Genomic DNA, 14,357 nt, shown 5'->3' with positions numbered 1-14,357 from the left:
GCCAGGGGGCGGTGGGGGACTGGTCGGGGTTCAACTGCCAGTCGTGCGACACCTTGTCGACGGCGATCGGGTAGATCGTCAGCGTGCCGTCCGGGTCGATCCGGAACCGCAGGAACGCCTTCGAGTCCTCGATGCCCTGCGCCGCGAACAACTCGTTCAGGTTGACCCCGAACGCGCCCGCCACCAGCAGGTAGAGCGCCACGAGCTGGCTGGCGACCAGCCCGCTCAGCGGCCCGTAGAGCACCACCGCGGCGACCGCCGGCAGCGGCCACGGCCAGTCGTAGAACGGCAGCTGCAACCAGACCCACGTGCCGCCGGCGGCGAGGGCTATCTGGGCCAGCCCGTGCGCCACCCCGAGGATCCAGTGCCGGGCGTGCCGTTTCCCGCCCGCCGTGGGCGGCTTGGCGAAGAAAACCGCGCCCATCATCGCCACCACCAGCATGATCGCCAGCGGCACGCTGAACAGCCGCTGCTCGGTGGTGCCCACCTGCTGCACCGCCACCCCGGCCATGGCCAGCATCAGCAGCGTGTGCAGCGTGCCGAGCAGCGTCGTGAAGCCCGGGTTGCGGAACGGCAGCCGGGCGAAGATCCCCCAGCCGTACCGGCGGGAGCGCGCCTTGTCCGGATAGCGCGCAGCCAGGTCGTACTCCCGGGTGTTGCTGGCCCGCCGGGTCAGCGTGTCACGCGGCGGCACCTCCAGCTTCTCCGGCAGCCGGTGCGTGGGGTAGAGGTAGGCGCCGCCGCCGCCGCACGTGATGAGCTGCCGGTCCGTCCCGGCATAGCGGGCGTAGTGGTGCAGGTCGCCGGAGACCAGCACCCGCACCTGCGCCCCGGTCGGCGCGACGAGGGTACGGATGAAGTAGTCGATCGAGTCGTACGCGTTGGGGTGGTCGACGGCCTTGACCCACGTCGGCGCCGGCACCGCCAGGATCACCTTGGATTCCGGGGTGAGCTTGCGGGCCACCTCGTCGAAGTAGGTGAGCTGCGGGTCGTCCAGGTACGACCCGGACTGGTCGTCGAGGCCGAGCAGCCACCAGCCGGCCGGCAGCTCGACGGCGAAGTACGAGCGGGACTGGCCGGTGCCCCAGCCGCCGAAGTGCCGGTCCCGGGTACGCACGAACAGGCGCAGGAACGCGGTCAGGCCGTCGTACCAGTCGTGGTTGCCGGGCACCGCGAACAGCTTCGGCTGCTCCGGCGGGGCAACAGGCAGCGCCGCCTGGTACGGACCCTTGCACCGGTCCTCGTACGCCTCGTAGCCCGCCGCGGGATAGACCTGGTCGCCGCCCATCACCAGCGTCTGTGCGCGGGGAAGGGTGTGCCCGTCCACTGTCAGCTCCGGCTGGGCGAGCAGGTACGCCACCGAGTACGTGGCGTCGAAGCCGTCACCCAGGTCGGCCACGTAGTCGAGCCAGAGCCCACCGTCCGGCCCGACCTGCCGGAACGTGCCGTCGCTGAACGCGTTCTGCAACTCGCGCTTGTCCAGGTACGCCCCGAACAGCATGGCCAGCAACGTACGCAGGCCGGTGCTGATCAGGAGCAGCGGCGCGAGCCAGGGCACCGGCCGGCGGGGGGTGAAACCCAGCTCCCGGGGGTCGATGCTGCGGGGGCGGCGGGTGGCACGCTCGCCGGGACGCGCCTCGGGAGCCGGTGGTCGCGGCGGTTCGTCGGTCACCCGCCGCAGGGTAGTCCGGACCGGGCGCGAAGTCTCTCCCGTACCGGGGCGGATGTGGTCGGGTGTCCGGCTTCGGAGTCGGGGGATCCGGTTCGGCTTCCGGTCGGGCGTGCCGTACACTTGGCGGTCGTTGCCGCCTTAGCTCAGTCGGCTAGAGCGACGCACTCGTAATGCGTAGGTCGACGGTTCGATTCCGTCAGGCGGCTCGGTACCGAAGCCCAGGTCATCGACCTGGGCTTCGCCGTTTCCCCGAGGGCGATCGCCCCTCCGCCGACGGGTGCCGGTCCGTAAATCGTCCGCGCCGCGGCTGCTTCGACCGGCCGGGCCAGCCGGGGCAGCCGCCCAGGCCAGCAGGACGCCCATGGTCAGGCCAGGCGGCAGGTACCAGAACGTGAGGAAGCCGGCCGGTGGCGTCAACGGCAGTGCCGCGATGAGCGCCCACGCGACGCGGCGTGGCAGCACACCGCGACGCAGCCCCTGCAGCCCGCACCAGACGGTGCCCGCCAGCGCCGTCAGCAGGGCCACGAGGTCGAACATCCACCCGTATCCGGGGCTGTTGTACTCCAGGCCGATCGCGATGGCCGCGGCGAGGAGCCCGTACCTCGTGAGGCGCCGAGGCGTCGCGGTGGCGTGGCCCGTCACCGTCCAGACGAGCGGCAGCGTCAGCAGCACCGACACGAAGAAGGGACCACGCCAGATCCAGGCCGGCTCCCCACCGTCGAACAACGGCAGGTTCTCGGCCATCCATCGCGCCGGAGCGGGGAGAGAGCTGACGGCTCGGCCGCCGCCGACCTCCCACTGCGTGGCCATCGCGGCGCCGAGCACCGCTGCGACCAGCGGCGCGAGAACCGCAAGGGCGCGCCGCCAGCGGGCGACCGCCCACCTGCCCTCGACACCGGGCCGGTCGGTGCGGTCGGGTACGCGCTGCGGATGCTCCTGTCGCATCGGATGATCGTCCTAGCGTCGCTGGAAAATCCCATCAGGAGAACAGTCGGGATCATCGCTAGCGTGTCGGCTGTAGACCCCGTTACGAGGCCGCCCGAGTTCTTCTGCCCGGAGCGGGCAGGTCGGCGGCCACCGTGCCCAGCAGCGCCAGCGCCTGCGCCGACCGGCTGCCGGGCTCGGCCTGGTAGCCGGTCGGCTGCTGGCCCGTCGCCCCGGCGACGGTCAAGGAGTCGTACGTGAGGGTCAGCTCGCCGACGTCGTGATGGTGGAACAGCTTCGCCTCGTGCGTCTTTCCCCGTACGTCGTGGCGGGCCCACAGCCGGCGGAACTCCGGACTCTTCAGCGAGAGCTCCCCGACCAGTTCGGTGAGCCGCGCGTCGTCGAGCATGTCGGCTGCGGCGGCCCGCAGCGCGCCCAGGCTGGACTGCGCGACCCGGTCCCAGTGGGGATGGAAGGAACGGGCCGCCGAGTCGAGGAAGACGAACCGGACGAGGTTGGGCTCGTCGGCCTCGAACAGCTTGGCGAACAGGGCGCGTCCGAGCCGGTTGGCGGCCAGCACGTCCATCCTGCGGTCGACGATCAGCGCGGGTGTGTGCAGCCAGCCGTCCATCAGGCGCAGCAGGCTCGGCCGGACGGTCTCCCGCGTACCCCTGCGGGCGGGCTTGCGGCCGCTCCTGGCCAGCAGGTGCAGGTGCGCCGCCTCCTCGGCGTCGAGTCCGAGGGTGCGGGCCAGGGCGTTCAGCATCTGTTCCGACGGGTGCTGTTCCCGCCCCTGCTCCAGGCGGGCGTAGTAGTCGGCGCTGACCCCGGACAGCCGGGCGACCTCCTCGCGCCGCAGACTCGGCGTCCGGCGCCGGCCCGAGGAGACGATGCCGGCCTCCGCCGGGCTGGTCGTCTCACGCCGGGCGCGCAGGAACTCGCCGAGCGGATTGCTGCCGTCCACCACCCCAACATAACCGCGGGCGGTCGGCCGCCAGGAGGCTCAGCCGGGGTGTGACGCACCCTGGTTGCGACCGGCCGTACTCCGCACCGTGGACTCATGGAATCCACACAGATGTCCGGCACCAGCCACCGCAAGGCCGCCACCGTCCTCCTGACGGCGGCGCTCACCGCCTGCGGCACGGAGACACCGCCCGTACCGCAGGCCGCCCCGTCCGCGACGCCGGCGCGGCCCTCGGTCTCCGAGGCCCTTCATCCGTACGTCGGGATGTGGGTCACCGCCGACGGCCACATCCGGCAGGAGTTGTTGCCCGACGGCCGGTACGACGAGGCGCGCGGCGACCGGGCGAGCGCCTACACCGGTCGGTACGAGGTGACCGGCGAGCACATCGACTACCGGGACGACAGCGGGTTCACCGCCGACGGCCGGTTCGACGGCGACGTCCTGCACCACGGCGGCTACCTGTTCTATCGGGAGGGCAGTGCGGCCCACCGGCAGGCGGTCGCGGGGCGGGCGTCCACCCGCCCGTCCGGGTAGGGGAGAACGCCGACGGACAGGGGAGCGTCGGGCGTCCGGTGGCGGCGCAACCGCTACCGGCGCTCGGCGCGCTGCCGGGCGGCCTCGTACAGCGCCACGGTCCCGGCCGCCGCCGCGTTCAGGGAACTCGCCGCCCCCACGATCGGGATGCGCACCATCCGGTCGCTGGCCTCCTGCCAGCCCTTGCTGAGCCCGTGCGTCTCGTTGCCGATGAGCAGGAGAGTGGGGCCGGTCAGGTCGTGCTCGGCGACGTCCACGTCCCCGTGCTCGTCCGTACCGATGATCTGGACCCGCGGAAGTCCGTCCGCGCGCACCGCGGCGACCCAGTCCAGGACGTCGCGGTGACTGGGGACGCGCACCACGGGCAGGGCGAACAGCGACCCGGTGGTGGCCCGGACCGCCTTCGGGTCGTACGGGTCGGCGGCGTGGCCCGTGATGATCACGCCGGAGGCGCCGAAGGCGTCAGCGGAGCGGATCAGCGTGCCGATGTTGCCCGGGGTCTTGGGGCGGTCGAAGACCACCACGAGCATGACCGGCCCGACCGGGATGCGGGCCAGGTCGTCAGCGGGCTGCGCCACGACTGCGAGCAGTTCGGGTGACTCCTCCTCCTTGCCGCTCAGTTCCCGCATCAGCTCCGGCGCGAGGGCCACCCGCCTGGCGTCGGCGCGGTCGAGCAGGTCGCGGCACCAGCGGGACAGGGGCTGCCGGTCCGGGTGGAGGAGGGCACGGATCTCCCAGCCCTGTTCCAGGGCCACCGTGATCGGGCGCACCCCCTGGACCAGGAACTCCCCGGAACGCTGCCGCTTGGTGCGGTTGGTCAGCAGCGCCTGCCACTGCTGGAAGCTCGCGTTGCGGGTGGTGATCGTCAGGGTCTTCGCCACGCAGCCGATTCAACCGCATCCGGGTTCGAGGTCACGCGCCGGTGAGGTGGTGACGCGGCGCGATTGTCCCGCCGAGTGACCAGCCGCTATCGTTCCCTCGCCCCCAGCCCGCAGAGTTTGAGGATCGCGATGACTTCCCCGCCGTTGACGAAAGTTGCCGATCGGGAAGGTTCGCCCGCCGAGGAACCGGCCGGCACGGCGACCGGACGCGAGCCGGGCAGGGAGGCGACGCCGAGCCGGTTCCGGGCTGACGTCGCCGGGCTCCGGGCTGTCGCCGTGGGGCTGGTGCTGCTCTACCACGCCGGGTTGCCGTTCATCCCCGGTGGCTTCGTCGGCGTCGACGTCTTCTTCGTGATCTCCGGTTTCCTCATCACCGGGCAGCTCATCTCGGAGATCGATCGCAGCGGACGGGTCTCGCTCACCGGTTTCTACGCGCGCCGGGCCAAGCGGATCCTGCCCGCGGCCACTGTGGTGCTGGCGGCCACCGCCGTCGCGGTCCGGCTGTTCGTACCCCGGGGTGAGTGGCAGGTCATCGGCGGCGACATCGCCGCCGCGGCGACCTACGTCGTCAACTGGCGGTTCGCCGACCGCGCGGTCGACTACCTGGCCGAGGACGTCGCGCCGTCGCCGGTCCAGCACTTCTGGTCGCTCGCCGTGGAGGAGCAGTTCTACCTCCTCTGGCCGCTGCTGATCGTGCTGGCCATCCTCGCCGCGCGCAGGCTCCGGCGGGCGAACGTACGGCCGGTCCTGTGGGTCGGTCTCGCGGTGCTGGCGGTGCCGTCGTTCGTCTGGTCGATCGTCGAGACGGCGAACTCGCCCGAGCGCGCGTTCTTCGTCTCCACCACGCGGCTGTGGGAGCTCGCGGTCGGCGCGGCGGTCGCGCTGCTGGCGGTCCGCGCCGCGCGGATGCCCCGGTCGGTGGCGGTCGTCCTCGGGTGGCTCGGCCTCGCCGCGATCGTGGCGGCGGCGCTGCTGGTCAGCGGGAAGACCGCATGGCCGGGGTACGCGGCGGCGCTGCCCACGCTCGGCGCGGCGGCGGTGATCGCGGCCGGTGCCGCGGCCGGCTCCCGAGGGCCGGTGCTGGTGCTCGGCACGCGTCCGTTCCAGTGGATCGGTGACCTGTCGTACTCGCTGTACCTGTGGCACTGGCCGATGCTCGTGGTGGCCGCCGCGCACTTCGGTGACCTGTCGGTGACCGAGGGCCTGGTGGTGGCGCTCGCCTCGGTGATCCCGGCCTGGCTCACCTTCCGGCTGGTCGAGAACCCGCTGCGCTACTCGCGGAAGATCTCCACGTCGCCGCGTCTGGCGTTGAGCCTGGGCGGCAACTTCACGCTCGCCGGCATCTGCGCCGGTCTGGTCCTGGTGCTGATGGGCGCGTGGGCCGCCGCCGCGACCACGACCAAGGGCCGGTACGCCCCGGGCGCGGCGCTGCTGTCGACAGCGCCCGGCACGGCGCCGATCGGCCCGGTCCCGGAGCGGTTCGACGCGATCACGCCGGACCCGTTGCAGATCCGGCAGGGCTTCATGGACGTGCCGGACACCAACCGGGACAAGTGTTTCCAGCAGGTCGAGGGCGCCGAGGTGCTGTCCTGCACGTACGGCGTTCCGAACGGGTCCACCACCGTCGCGCTCGTCGGCGACTCGAAGATGGACCAGTGGCTGCCCGCGTTCCAGGTGCTCGCCGCCCAGAACGACTGGAAGCTGCTGATCATGGCGAAGGCGGGGTGCGCCTTCACCAGCGCCCAGGTGCTCAAGGGCGACGGGTCCGGCAAGCCGTACACCGACTGCATCGAGTGGAACCGTGCGCTGCTGGACCGCCTGGTGCAGGAGCGCCCCGACTACGTGGTCACCTCGCAGTCGGCGTCGACGGCCCTGGACAGCGGGGGTGAGCGCGCCACCGTCGCGGCGATGGTGTCCGGCGTACGGGCCTCGTGGAAGAAGCTCGACTCGGTGGGGACCAAGGTCGTCGTCCTCGCCAACAACCCGCATCCGGGCGCGGCGGTGGCGTGCGCCGACAAGAACCGCAAGCGCCTGTCCGCCTGCGCGTTCGACAGGGAGAAGCACGACCAGGACCCGGCCTACCGGATGCAGCGGCAGGCGGTCGCGGGCGCGCCGAAGGTCAAGATGATCGACCTGTTCGACGCCGTCTGCCCGACCGACAGGTGCCCTGTGGTGTTCGGCAACGTGCTCATCTACCGGGGTGGCTCGCACATCGGCGCGGCGTACGTGAAGACGACCGCGCCGCACCTCGCCCGTGCCCTGTCCGACGTCGGCGTGCCCGCGCGCTTCACCCCGGCCGGGTAGGTCGCCGGGGTTGCGGCGCCCGGCCACGATGGCGGCGTGATCATGCGTCGGCCGCTCTGGCTCAGCCTCGTGTACGTGCTGCTGGCGGTCGCCGGTGGCGCCCTGCTCTGGCTGCCGTTCCACACCCAGATGGCGCTCGACGACTGGGGGGTGACGCTGCGCGAGCGGGGTACGCCCGCGCGGGCGACGGTCGTCGACCAGGTGACGGAGAGGGGCGGCCGGAGTTCCACCATGTACTTCAGCTACGTGGTCAACGGCCGGACGCACTCGCAGGAGGTGCCCTGCTTCGAGGTGTGCCGGGCCGCGGGCACCGAGGTGCCGATCTGGGTCAACCCGGCGGACCCGAACGACTTCGTCACCGACTTCGGGCAGCTCAGCGGGCATCGCGGGCGGGTGCAGGGCGTACTCGGCGTGGTCGGGCTGTTCGCCCTGGGCGCCGGGGTGGTGCTGACGCTGTCCCGCATCCGGCGCGCCCGACCAGGCGACCGCGCCGGCCGGGCGAGCCACGACGCGGCGCGCCGCGACCGGCCGCGCCGGGTGGCGCCGACGCCGGTCGGAGACGGTCGCGGCTACACCGGCCGGGGCAAACGCAAGCGCAACGCCGGGCGCTGACGCAAGCGCAACGCTCGGTGCCGGCCGCCGGCGACGGGGTCAGCGGTAGAGCGTCTCCAGGTACGCCGGGCCGTAGTGGCGTTCCAGGTCGGCCAGGCTCTCCGCCGGGGCCTCCACCTCCTTGATCAGCCGGGCCCGCGTCGGCAGCACGTCCGGTTGCCAGGTCTCCGGCTGCCACAGCTCGGAGCGCAGGAACGCCTTCGCGCAGTGGTAGAAGATCTGCTCGATCGCGACCTCGACGGCGAGCACCGGCCGGTGGCCCTTCACCTCCATGTCGGCGAACCACGGCGCGTCGGAGATCAGCCGGGCCCGGCCGTTGATCCGCAGCGTGTCGGTGCGGCCGGGGATCAGGAAGATCAACCCGACGTGCGGGTTGGCCAGGATGTTGCGGTAGCCGTCGGCCCGCCGGTTGCCGGGCCGCTCCGGAATCGCGATCGTGGTGTCGTCGAGCACCAGCGCGAAACCGGGCGGGTCACCCTTGGGGGAGACGTCGCAGGTGCCGTCCGCGCCGGCGGTGGCGATCAGGCAGAACGGCGAGGCGGCGAGCCACTCCCGGTCGCGTTCGTGCAGCGTACGGCGGTCCTTGGCGGCCGCTCGCGGCATCGGTGTGCCGATCAGCTCGCGTAGTTCGGCCTCGCTGGTGATCTCCCGGGTCGTCACGTCTTCCTCCCCCGTCCGTTGACCTCGACGACGGTTCCGGCCCGCGACGGGCCGTGATCCGCCACTGTCAGCCTAGGAGAGCGCGTCGAGCGCCGGGTTTGCCCCCGGAGCCGGCGGGTAGGGACCGGTTCGCAGCGTGCGTCCGGACGCGACGGATGGAGGCCGAGATGGAGAGCCGACTCAAGGTGCTCGGCCATCCCGTGCATCCGATGCTCGTGATGTTCCCGGTGGCGCTCTTCGTGACCGCGGTGATCTTCGACGTGGTGGACACAGTGGGCGGGCCCGGCTTCCTGGCCGAGGTCGCGTACTGGAACATCACCGTCGGTCTGATCGGCGGCCTGCTGGCCGCGGCGGCGGGGGCGTTCGACCTGCTCGCCCTGCCGGCCGGCACCCGCGCCAAGCGGGTCGGTGTCACCCACGCCGCCGCCAACGTGGCGGTCATCCTGCTGTTCGCCGCAGTCTGGGCGGTCCGGCTCAACGCCGACTCCCGGGCGGCCGGGGGCGCGCTCGTCGCCATCGAGGTGGTCGCCCTGGCGATCCTCGGCGTGAGCGCGTGGCTCGGTGGCGAACTGGTGGACCGGCTCGGTGTCGGCGTCGACCCGGAGCACGATCTCAACGCGCCCAGCTCGCTGCGACCCTCCTCGGCGACACAGCGGATCGGAGACGCGCGATGACGGAACAGGGCAGCGGACGGGGCTGGCGTGGTCGCCAGCAGGGCTGGGATCCGATGGGCGAACTCCAGTCGCTGCGCTCCGAGCTGAGCCGGCTGGTCGGCGGACGCTCCGGCAGCCAGGACGTGGATCTGGCCGAGACGGCCGACGGCTGGGAGGTGGTCGTCCGGCTTCCCGGCGTGGCGCCGGAGGAGGTCGCCGTCGAGCTGGACGACCGGGAGCTGTGCGTACGCGCCCGGTCGGAGGCCGAGGTGAACGCCGACCACGGCATCCCGGGCGGGTTCACCACCCGGGGCTTCGAGTACCGCGTGGACCTGCCGTCCCGCGTGGACCCGGACCGGATCGACGCGGTGATGGACCACGGCCTGCTCCGGGTCCGCCTGCCCCGGGCGACCCGGCCCGCGCCGCGCACCATCACCGTCGGCCGGACCGGCCCGCGACCGGGCGCCGACCGTACGCCGATGCCCGCCGACCCGGCCGCGGACCGGGAGCTGCACCACCCGGACACCGCGCTCGACGAGATCGACAGGCCGTAGGGGCCGCGTGACCAGCCCGCCTGACTCCCGCTCGCCGCGCCGCGACCTGGAGCCGTCGGCGCTCGGACCGGTGGGCGAGCGCGTCCCTGACGTCGAACGGATCGCCGTGCTGCGCGCCAACGCGCTCGGTGACTTCATCTTCGTGCTGCCCGCGCTGGACGCGCTGCGGTCCGCGTACCCGTCGGCCGAGATCGTGCTGCTCGGCGCGCCGTGGCACGCGGCGCTCTGGCGCGACCGGCCCGGCCCGGTGGACCGGGTGCTGGTGGTGCCGGCGGCGCCCGGCATCCGCGACCCGGGGCCCGGCGAGTCGCCGGGTGACGTCCCGGCGTTCCTGGCCGCCGCCCGCGCCGAACGGTTCGACCTGGCGTTGCAGGTGCACGGCGGCGGCGGCAACTCGAACCCGTTCGTGGCCGGGCTGGGCGCCCGGGTCACCGCCGGTCTGCGGGCCGAGGGCGCGCCGCCGCTGGACCGGTGGCTGCGCTACGTCTACTACCAGCACGAGGTGATCCGCTACCTGGAGGTGGCCGCCCTGGTCGGCGCGCCCGCCACCACGATCACCGCGTCGCTCGCGATCACCGCCGCCGACCGGGCGGAGGCCGCCGCCGTGCTCGGCGAACCCACCCGGCCCCGGGTCGCGCTGCACCCGGGCGCCACCGACACGCGGCGGCGCTGGCCGCCGGAACGCTTCGCCGAGGTCGCCCGCGAGCTGACCGGAGACGGGTACGAGGTGCTGGTCACCGGCACCCCGGCCGAGCAGGAGACGGTCGACGCGGTGGTGGCGGCGGCCGGGGTGCCGGTGCGTCCCCAGGTCGGCACGCTCAGCCTGGGCGCGCTGGCCGCCGCGTACGCGGACTGCGCGCTGGTGGTCTCCAACGACACCGGCCCGCTGCACCTGGCCGCCGCCGTGGGCGCGCCGACAGTGGGTGTCTTCTGGGTCGGCAACCTGATCAACGGGGCGTCGCCGCTGCGTGGGCGGCACCGCCCGATCGCCGCCTGGACCACCCACTGCCCGGTCTGCGGCGTCGACTGCACACCCGGGATCTACCCGCACCGGCCGGGCGACGGCGAGTGCCCGCACCGGGTGTCGTTCGTGGCCGACGTACCAGTCGCCGAGGTGGTCGAGGCGGCCCGCGAGCTGCTCACACCTCCGCGGGCGACTCGCTGAGCACGACCTCCCACGCCTCCACGTCGCGTTCGGTGACTGTGGTCGGCGACTCCAGGTGATAGGCCCCGCTGGGCAGCACCCCGGCACCGCCGTGGCGCTCCAGCACCGCGAGCTGCGCGGCGACGTCCTCGCCCTGGTGCCGCTCGGGCAGCCGCTCCCAGAAGTCGAAGCCGCCGGCCTCGACGAGCTTGGCCCGGTCGTAGAGCACGCACCCGCCGATCCAGGAGATCTTGTACGCCCGCCACTCGTCCGCCGCCAGGTCGAGCTTCTCGGTGACGTGCAGCAGGTTCGCCGCCGGGTGGATGGACGCCCGGTGCCACTCCGGCGTGCCGGGCTGGATGCGTTCCGGCACCGGCGGCCCGGTCCACTCCTCGTAGTGCTGGTGCGTCTCCGGGCGGACGTCGTCGGCGTAGGAGAGGCCGTGCACCGCGTTGCCGACGAACCCGCAGCCCAACTCGTCGAGCGCGGTGACCAGGCGGGACAGCGCGCCCGGCTCCAGCCACACGTCGTCGTCGAGGCAGAGCACCGCGTCGGCCGCCGACTGGGCCAGCAGGTAGGACCGGTGCTCGGCCAGGCCGCGCCGGGGCAGCCGCCGGGTCAGCAGCACCGGATGCCCCCGGTGCCGCAGCGCCCGCACCATCGTGGCGGCGGCCGGGTGGGCGTACGCGGGATCGCCGTCGGACTGGTCGCTGACCACCACCCCGAACCCGGGTACGCCCTCCTGGGCGGCCAGCCCGGACAGCGTGACCGCCAGTTCGGCGGGCCGGTTGCGGGTGGGGATCAGCACGTCGAGCCGCCGGTGGTGCCGGAACCGTCCGGGCGTGCCCGGGTCGAGCGGACGGGTCACGCCGGCCTGCCCTCGCCGACCGTGTCGCTGTGCTGGTCGGGCACGGCCTCACGGCCCTCGCTTCGCTCGGTGCGTTCGCTCGTGCCGAGCGACTGGGCGCGGATCCGGTCGATGATCGCCGAGGTGGAGCGGTCCGGCACGTACCCGAGCGTGCGCACCTGCCCGCCCAGTCGCCGTACCAGCGGCGCCTCCGGCACCATCTCCGGCGGGTAGTCGCCGCCCTTGACGTAGACGTCGGGCCGGACCGCCTCGATCAGCCGGGCCGGCGAGTCCTCCTCGAAGACCACCACGTGGTCGACGCAGGCCAGCGCCGCCAGCAGGGCGATCCGGTCCTCGACCGGGTTGACGGGCCGATCCGGGCCCTTGAGTCGCCGTACGCTGCCGTCCGAGTTGACCGCCACGATGAGCAGGTCGCCGAGCGCGCGGGCCTGGGTCAGGTAGCGGACGTGCCCCGGGTGCAGCACGTCGAAGCAGCCGTTCGTGAACACCACCGACCGCCCGGCCTGCCGGTGCTCGTCCACCAGGGCGGCCAGCTCGTCGGCGCCGACCAGCGCCGGATGCCCGCCCTCGTCCGCGCCGGTGCCGAGCGCGGCCAGCAGGTCCTGCCGGCGGCACACGCAGGTGCCGGTGTCGGCCACAGTGATGGTGGCGGCGAGCTGGGCGAGCTGGGCGGCGGTGGGCAGGCCCGCGTCGGCGGCGAGCGCCAGCGTCATGGCCGCCAGGTACGCGTCCCCGGCACCCACCGCGTGACTGGCCGGAACCGGGGTGCTGTGGCTGCGCCGGGGCTCGCCCTCGGCGCCGCCGACCACCGCGCCCTCGGTGTCCAGGGTCACCGCCACCACGTCGGCGCCGGTGTGCTCGCGCAGCTCGGGCAGGCGTGACTCGGCCAGCACGGCCCGGTCCACGCCGGCGCCGGCCGCCGCGCTCACAGTCACGCCGGTCCCGGTGACGCTCAGCCCGTCGCCGGTCAGCGCCACCCGCTCCTCGCCCGGCACCGGTTCGCCGGTCGGGCCGGCGGGGACCTCGGCTGCGGACGTACCGGAGGTCGGGTGCGGGCTGCCGGGTACGCGCTCACCGGACCCGCCGGGCGCGGCGCCCACCATCAGCTCGGACGGGCCGTCGGCCTCCGCCGGGTGGTTCAGGTGCACGTCACCGCTGGGGACGGCGCCCCGCTCGGCGTGCGCGAACCCGGCGGCGGCGCGGGCCAGCAGCCGGGTCGCCTCGGCGAAGCTCGGCGTCACCACAGTCGGGTTCAGCCCGCGCCAGTCGGCCAGGTCGTGCGCGTCGAGCGCCACGGTGCCGTACCGGTCGCGGTTGGCGACCAGCCAGGCGCGTACCGCCGACGGCAGCGCGCCCAGGCCGTAGTCGCAGACCACAAGCGTGAGCGGCTGCCCGGCGGCCACCGCCCGCAGCTCCTCGGTGGCGCAGTGCAGCGCGGTCAGCAGGCGGGCCACGCCGTCGGCGTCCAGCCCGTCCTCCGGACCGCCGGAGTCCTCGCGGAGCAGGATCTGGTTGCCGGCGAGCATCCGCCGCTTGACCGGGGTGGGCCGGCCGGGCTGGCTCACCGTGCGGTCCCAGACCGCTGCCCGGTCCAGGCAGTCGTGCAGCTCGTCGCCGGCTACGTCGGCGCCGACCGGGGCGACCAGCGCGGCCCGGCCGCCGAGCGCTGCCACGTTCACCGCCGTGTTGGCGGCGCCCCCCGCAGCGGAGATCCGCCGCCGCAGGGTGAGGACCGGCGCGGGCGCCTCGCGGCAGAGCCGCTCCGACTCGGCGAACCGCCACTCGTCCAGCATGGCGTCCCCGACGACCAGCACGGGACGCTGCTGCCAGCTCGCCACGACGGTGGCCAGCCGGCGCTCTTCCGCTGCTGCTCCTGCCATGCCTCTGCGGATCCCCCCGGGCCGTCGGGCCAAACCTTGGTGCGACGCGGGCCACCCGATGCGTCCGGTTTCGCGGCATCGGGCGGGGGAACCGTCTCAGACGTACCCCGGAGAGGAGAGAACAGCATGGCAGCGACACTTCAGGGCAAGCGCATCGCCTTCCTGGCCGCCGACGGCGTCGAGGAGGTCGAGTACACCAAGCCCCGGGAGGCGGTGGAGAACGCCGGCGCCCAGGTCGAGCTGGTCTCCATCGAGTCCGGCACGATCCAGGCCTTCAACCACCTCGACCACGGCAAGCAGTACCAGGTCGACGTCACCACCGAGGAGGCGGACGCCGGGGCGTACGACGGCCTGGTCCTGCCCGGTGGCGTGGCGAACCCCGACTTCCTGCGGACGGACCCGGAGGCGGTCCGGTTCGTCAAGGCGTTCTTCGACGCGGGCAAGCCGGTCGGCGTGATCTGCCACGGCCCGTGGACGCTCGTCGAGGCGGACGTGGTGCGGGGCCGCACCATCACCTCCTGGCCGAGCCTGCGCACCGACCTCACCAATGCCGGCGCCAAGTGGGTCGACCAGGAGGTCGTCACCGACAACGGGCTGGTCAGCAGCCGCAAGCCGGACGACCTGCCGGCGTTCTGCGCCAAGATCGTCGAGGAGTTCGCCGAGGGTCGGCACACCGCCCGCTGAAAACTCACAGTCCCACCGGGGGC

13 protein-coding genes and 1 tRNA gene are annotated in these 14,357 nt (G+C 73.4%); 8 read left to right on the top strand and 6 right to left on the bottom strand.

Features of this window, described 5'->3' with window-relative positions; all coding sequences use genetic code 11:
* On the bottom strand, positions 1–1,672 hold a 1,672-nt coding region (locus tag ABD52_RS22190; RefSeq protein ID WP_047893086.1), incomplete at its 3' end, for a metallophosphoesterase.
* A gap of 132 nt (positions 1,673–1,804) precedes the next feature.
* Between ABD52_RS22190 and ABD52_RS22185 the strand changes: the two genes are divergently transcribed.
* A tRNA-Thr gene (locus tag ABD52_RS22185) sits at positions 1,805–1,878 on the top strand.
* Between the two features lie 821 nt (positions 1,879–2,699).
* Here ABD52_RS22185 and ABD52_RS22175 read toward each other — a convergent pair.
* A complete protein-coding gene (locus tag ABD52_RS22175; protein ID WP_047893092.1) occupies positions 2,700–3,560 on the bottom strand; it encodes a helix-turn-helix transcriptional regulator in 861 nt (286 codons plus the stop codon).
* Positions 3,561–3,656: 96 nt separating this feature from the next.
* On the opposite strand from ABD52_RS22175, the gene ABD52_RS22170 reads away from it, so the two are divergent.
* The gene (locus ABD52_RS22170; protein WP_235437530.1) at positions 3,657–4,094 is read left to right on the top strand and encodes an Atu4866 domain-containing protein; all 438 of its coding nucleotides are present in this window, start codon (positions 3,657–3,659) and stop codon (positions 4,092–4,094) included.
* A gap of 53 nt (positions 4,095–4,147) precedes the next feature.
* Here the strand turns inward: ABD52_RS22170 and ABD52_RS22165 are convergent, their stop codons facing one another.
* The gene (locus tag ABD52_RS22165; protein ID WP_047893084.1) at positions 4,148–4,975 is read right to left on the bottom strand and encodes a TrmH family RNA methyltransferase; all 828 of its coding nucleotides are present in this window, start codon (positions 4,973–4,975) and stop codon (positions 4,148–4,150) included.
* A 129-nt stretch (positions 4,976–5,104) separates the two neighbouring features.
* Between ABD52_RS22165 and ABD52_RS22160 the strand changes: the two genes are divergently transcribed.
* Both ABD52_RS22160 and ABD52_RS22155 read left to right on the top strand, forming a co-directional pair.
* The gene (locus tag ABD52_RS22160; protein ID WP_047893083.1) at positions 5,105–7,279 is read left to right on the top strand and encodes an acyltransferase family protein; all 2,175 of its coding nucleotides are present in this window, start codon (positions 5,105–5,107) and stop codon (positions 7,277–7,279) included.
* Between the two features lie 42 nt (positions 7,280–7,321).
* Positions 7,322–7,891 (top strand): DUF3592 domain-containing protein, encoded by a 570-nt coding sequence (locus ABD52_RS22155; RefSeq protein WP_047893091.1) that lies wholly within the window; start codon positions 7,322–7,324, stop codon positions 7,889–7,891.
* A 39-nt stretch (positions 7,892–7,930) separates the two neighbouring features.
* Here ABD52_RS22155 and ABD52_RS22150 read toward each other — a convergent pair whose 3' ends face one another.
* The gene (locus tag ABD52_RS22150; protein WP_030274421.1) at positions 7,931–8,551 is read right to left on the bottom strand and encodes a pyridoxamine 5'-phosphate oxidase family protein; all 621 of its coding nucleotides are present in this window, start codon (positions 8,549–8,551) and stop codon (positions 7,931–7,933) included.
* A 167-nt stretch (positions 8,552–8,718) separates the two neighbouring features.
* Between ABD52_RS22150 and ABD52_RS22145 the strand changes: the two genes are divergently transcribed.
* From ABD52_RS22145 to ABD52_RS22135, 3 genes are read left to right on the top strand one after another with little or no spacing between them, the layout of a single operon-like run.
* On the top strand, positions 8,719–9,225 hold the full coding sequence (locus ABD52_RS22145; RefSeq protein WP_013473600.1) for a DUF2231 domain-containing protein: 507 nt from the start codon (positions 8,719–8,721) through the stop codon (positions 9,223–9,225).
* Positions 9,222–9,758: an Hsp20/alpha crystallin family protein gene (locus ABD52_RS22140; protein WP_030274419.1), complete on the top strand. Its 537-nt coding sequence runs from the start codon at positions 9,222–9,224 to the stop codon at positions 9,756–9,758. Before ABD52_RS22145 ends, ABD52_RS22140 begins: the two co-directional genes overlap by 4 nt.
* Positions 9,759–9,765: 7 nt before the next feature.
* Positions 9,766–10,923, top strand: a complete 1,158-nt coding sequence (locus ABD52_RS22135) for a glycosyltransferase family 9 protein (protein ID WP_047893082.1) — start codon at positions 9,766–9,768, stop codon at positions 10,921–10,923.
* On the opposite strand, the gene ABD52_RS22130 is transcribed toward ABD52_RS22135, so the two are convergent.
* Positions 10,898–11,770 (bottom strand): glycosyltransferase family 2 protein, encoded by an 873-nt coding sequence (locus tag ABD52_RS22130; protein WP_013283677.1) that lies wholly within the window; start codon positions 11,768–11,770, stop codon positions 10,898–10,900. The two genes, ABD52_RS22135 and ABD52_RS22130, sit on opposite strands and share 26 nt — an antisense overlap.
* On the bottom strand, positions 11,767–13,650 hold the full coding sequence (rfaE2, locus tag ABD52_RS22125) for a D-glycero-beta-D-manno-heptose 1-phosphate adenylyltransferase (RefSeq protein ID WP_047893081.1): 1,884 nt from the start codon (positions 13,648–13,650) through the stop codon (positions 11,767–11,769). The genes ABD52_RS22130 and rfaE2 overlap by 4 nt, the downstream gene beginning before the upstream one ends.
* Positions 13,651–13,776: 126 nt before the next feature.
* Between rfaE2 and ABD52_RS22120 the strand changes: the two genes are divergently transcribed.
* On the top strand, positions 13,777–14,334 hold the full coding sequence (locus ABD52_RS22120) for a type 1 glutamine amidotransferase domain-containing protein (protein WP_047893080.1): 558 nt from the start codon (positions 13,777–13,779) through the stop codon (positions 14,332–14,334).
* Positions 14,335–14,357 lie beyond the last annotated feature (23 nt).

Source organism: Micromonospora sp. RV43 (assembly GCF_001029515.1).
Lineage (GTDB): Bacteria > Actinomycetota > Actinomycetes > Mycobacteriales > Micromonosporaceae > Micromonospora > Micromonospora aurantiaca.
The sequence above is the reverse complement of the archived record's forward strand: the minus strand, read 5'-3'. Positions and strand labels throughout refer to the sequence as shown.

What these genes read in the sequence shown, in the direction of transcription:
- ABD52_RS22160 (WP_047893083.1), top strand. Translation starts at nt 5,105, where the DNA reads ATGACTTCCCCGCCGTTGACGAAAGTTGCCGATCGGGAAGGTTCGCCC.
- ABD52_RS22170 (WP_235437530.1), top strand. Translation starts at nt 3,657, where the DNA reads ATGGAATCCACACAGATGTCCGGCACCAGCCACCGCAAGGCCGCCACC.
- ABD52_RS22145 (WP_013473600.1), top strand. Translation starts at nt 8,719, where the DNA reads ATGGAGAGCCGACTCAAGGTGCTCGGCCATCCCGTGCATCCGATGCTC.
- ABD52_RS22140 (WP_030274419.1), top strand. Translation starts at nt 9,222, where the DNA reads ATGACGGAACAGGGCAGCGGACGGGGCTGGCGTGGTCGCCAGCAGGGC.
- ABD52_RS22120 (WP_047893080.1), top strand. Translation starts at nt 13,777, where the DNA reads ATGGCAGCGACACTTCAGGGCAAGCGCATCGCCTTCCTGGCCGCCGAC.
- rfaE2 (WP_047893081.1), bottom strand. Translation starts at nt 13,650, where the DNA reads ATGGCAGGAGCAGCAGCGGAAGAGCGCCGGCTGGCCACCGTCGTGGCG.
- ABD52_RS22155 (WP_047893091.1), top strand. Translation starts at nt 7,322, where the DNA reads ATGCGTCGGCCGCTCTGGCTCAGCCTCGTGTACGTGCTGCTGGCGGTC.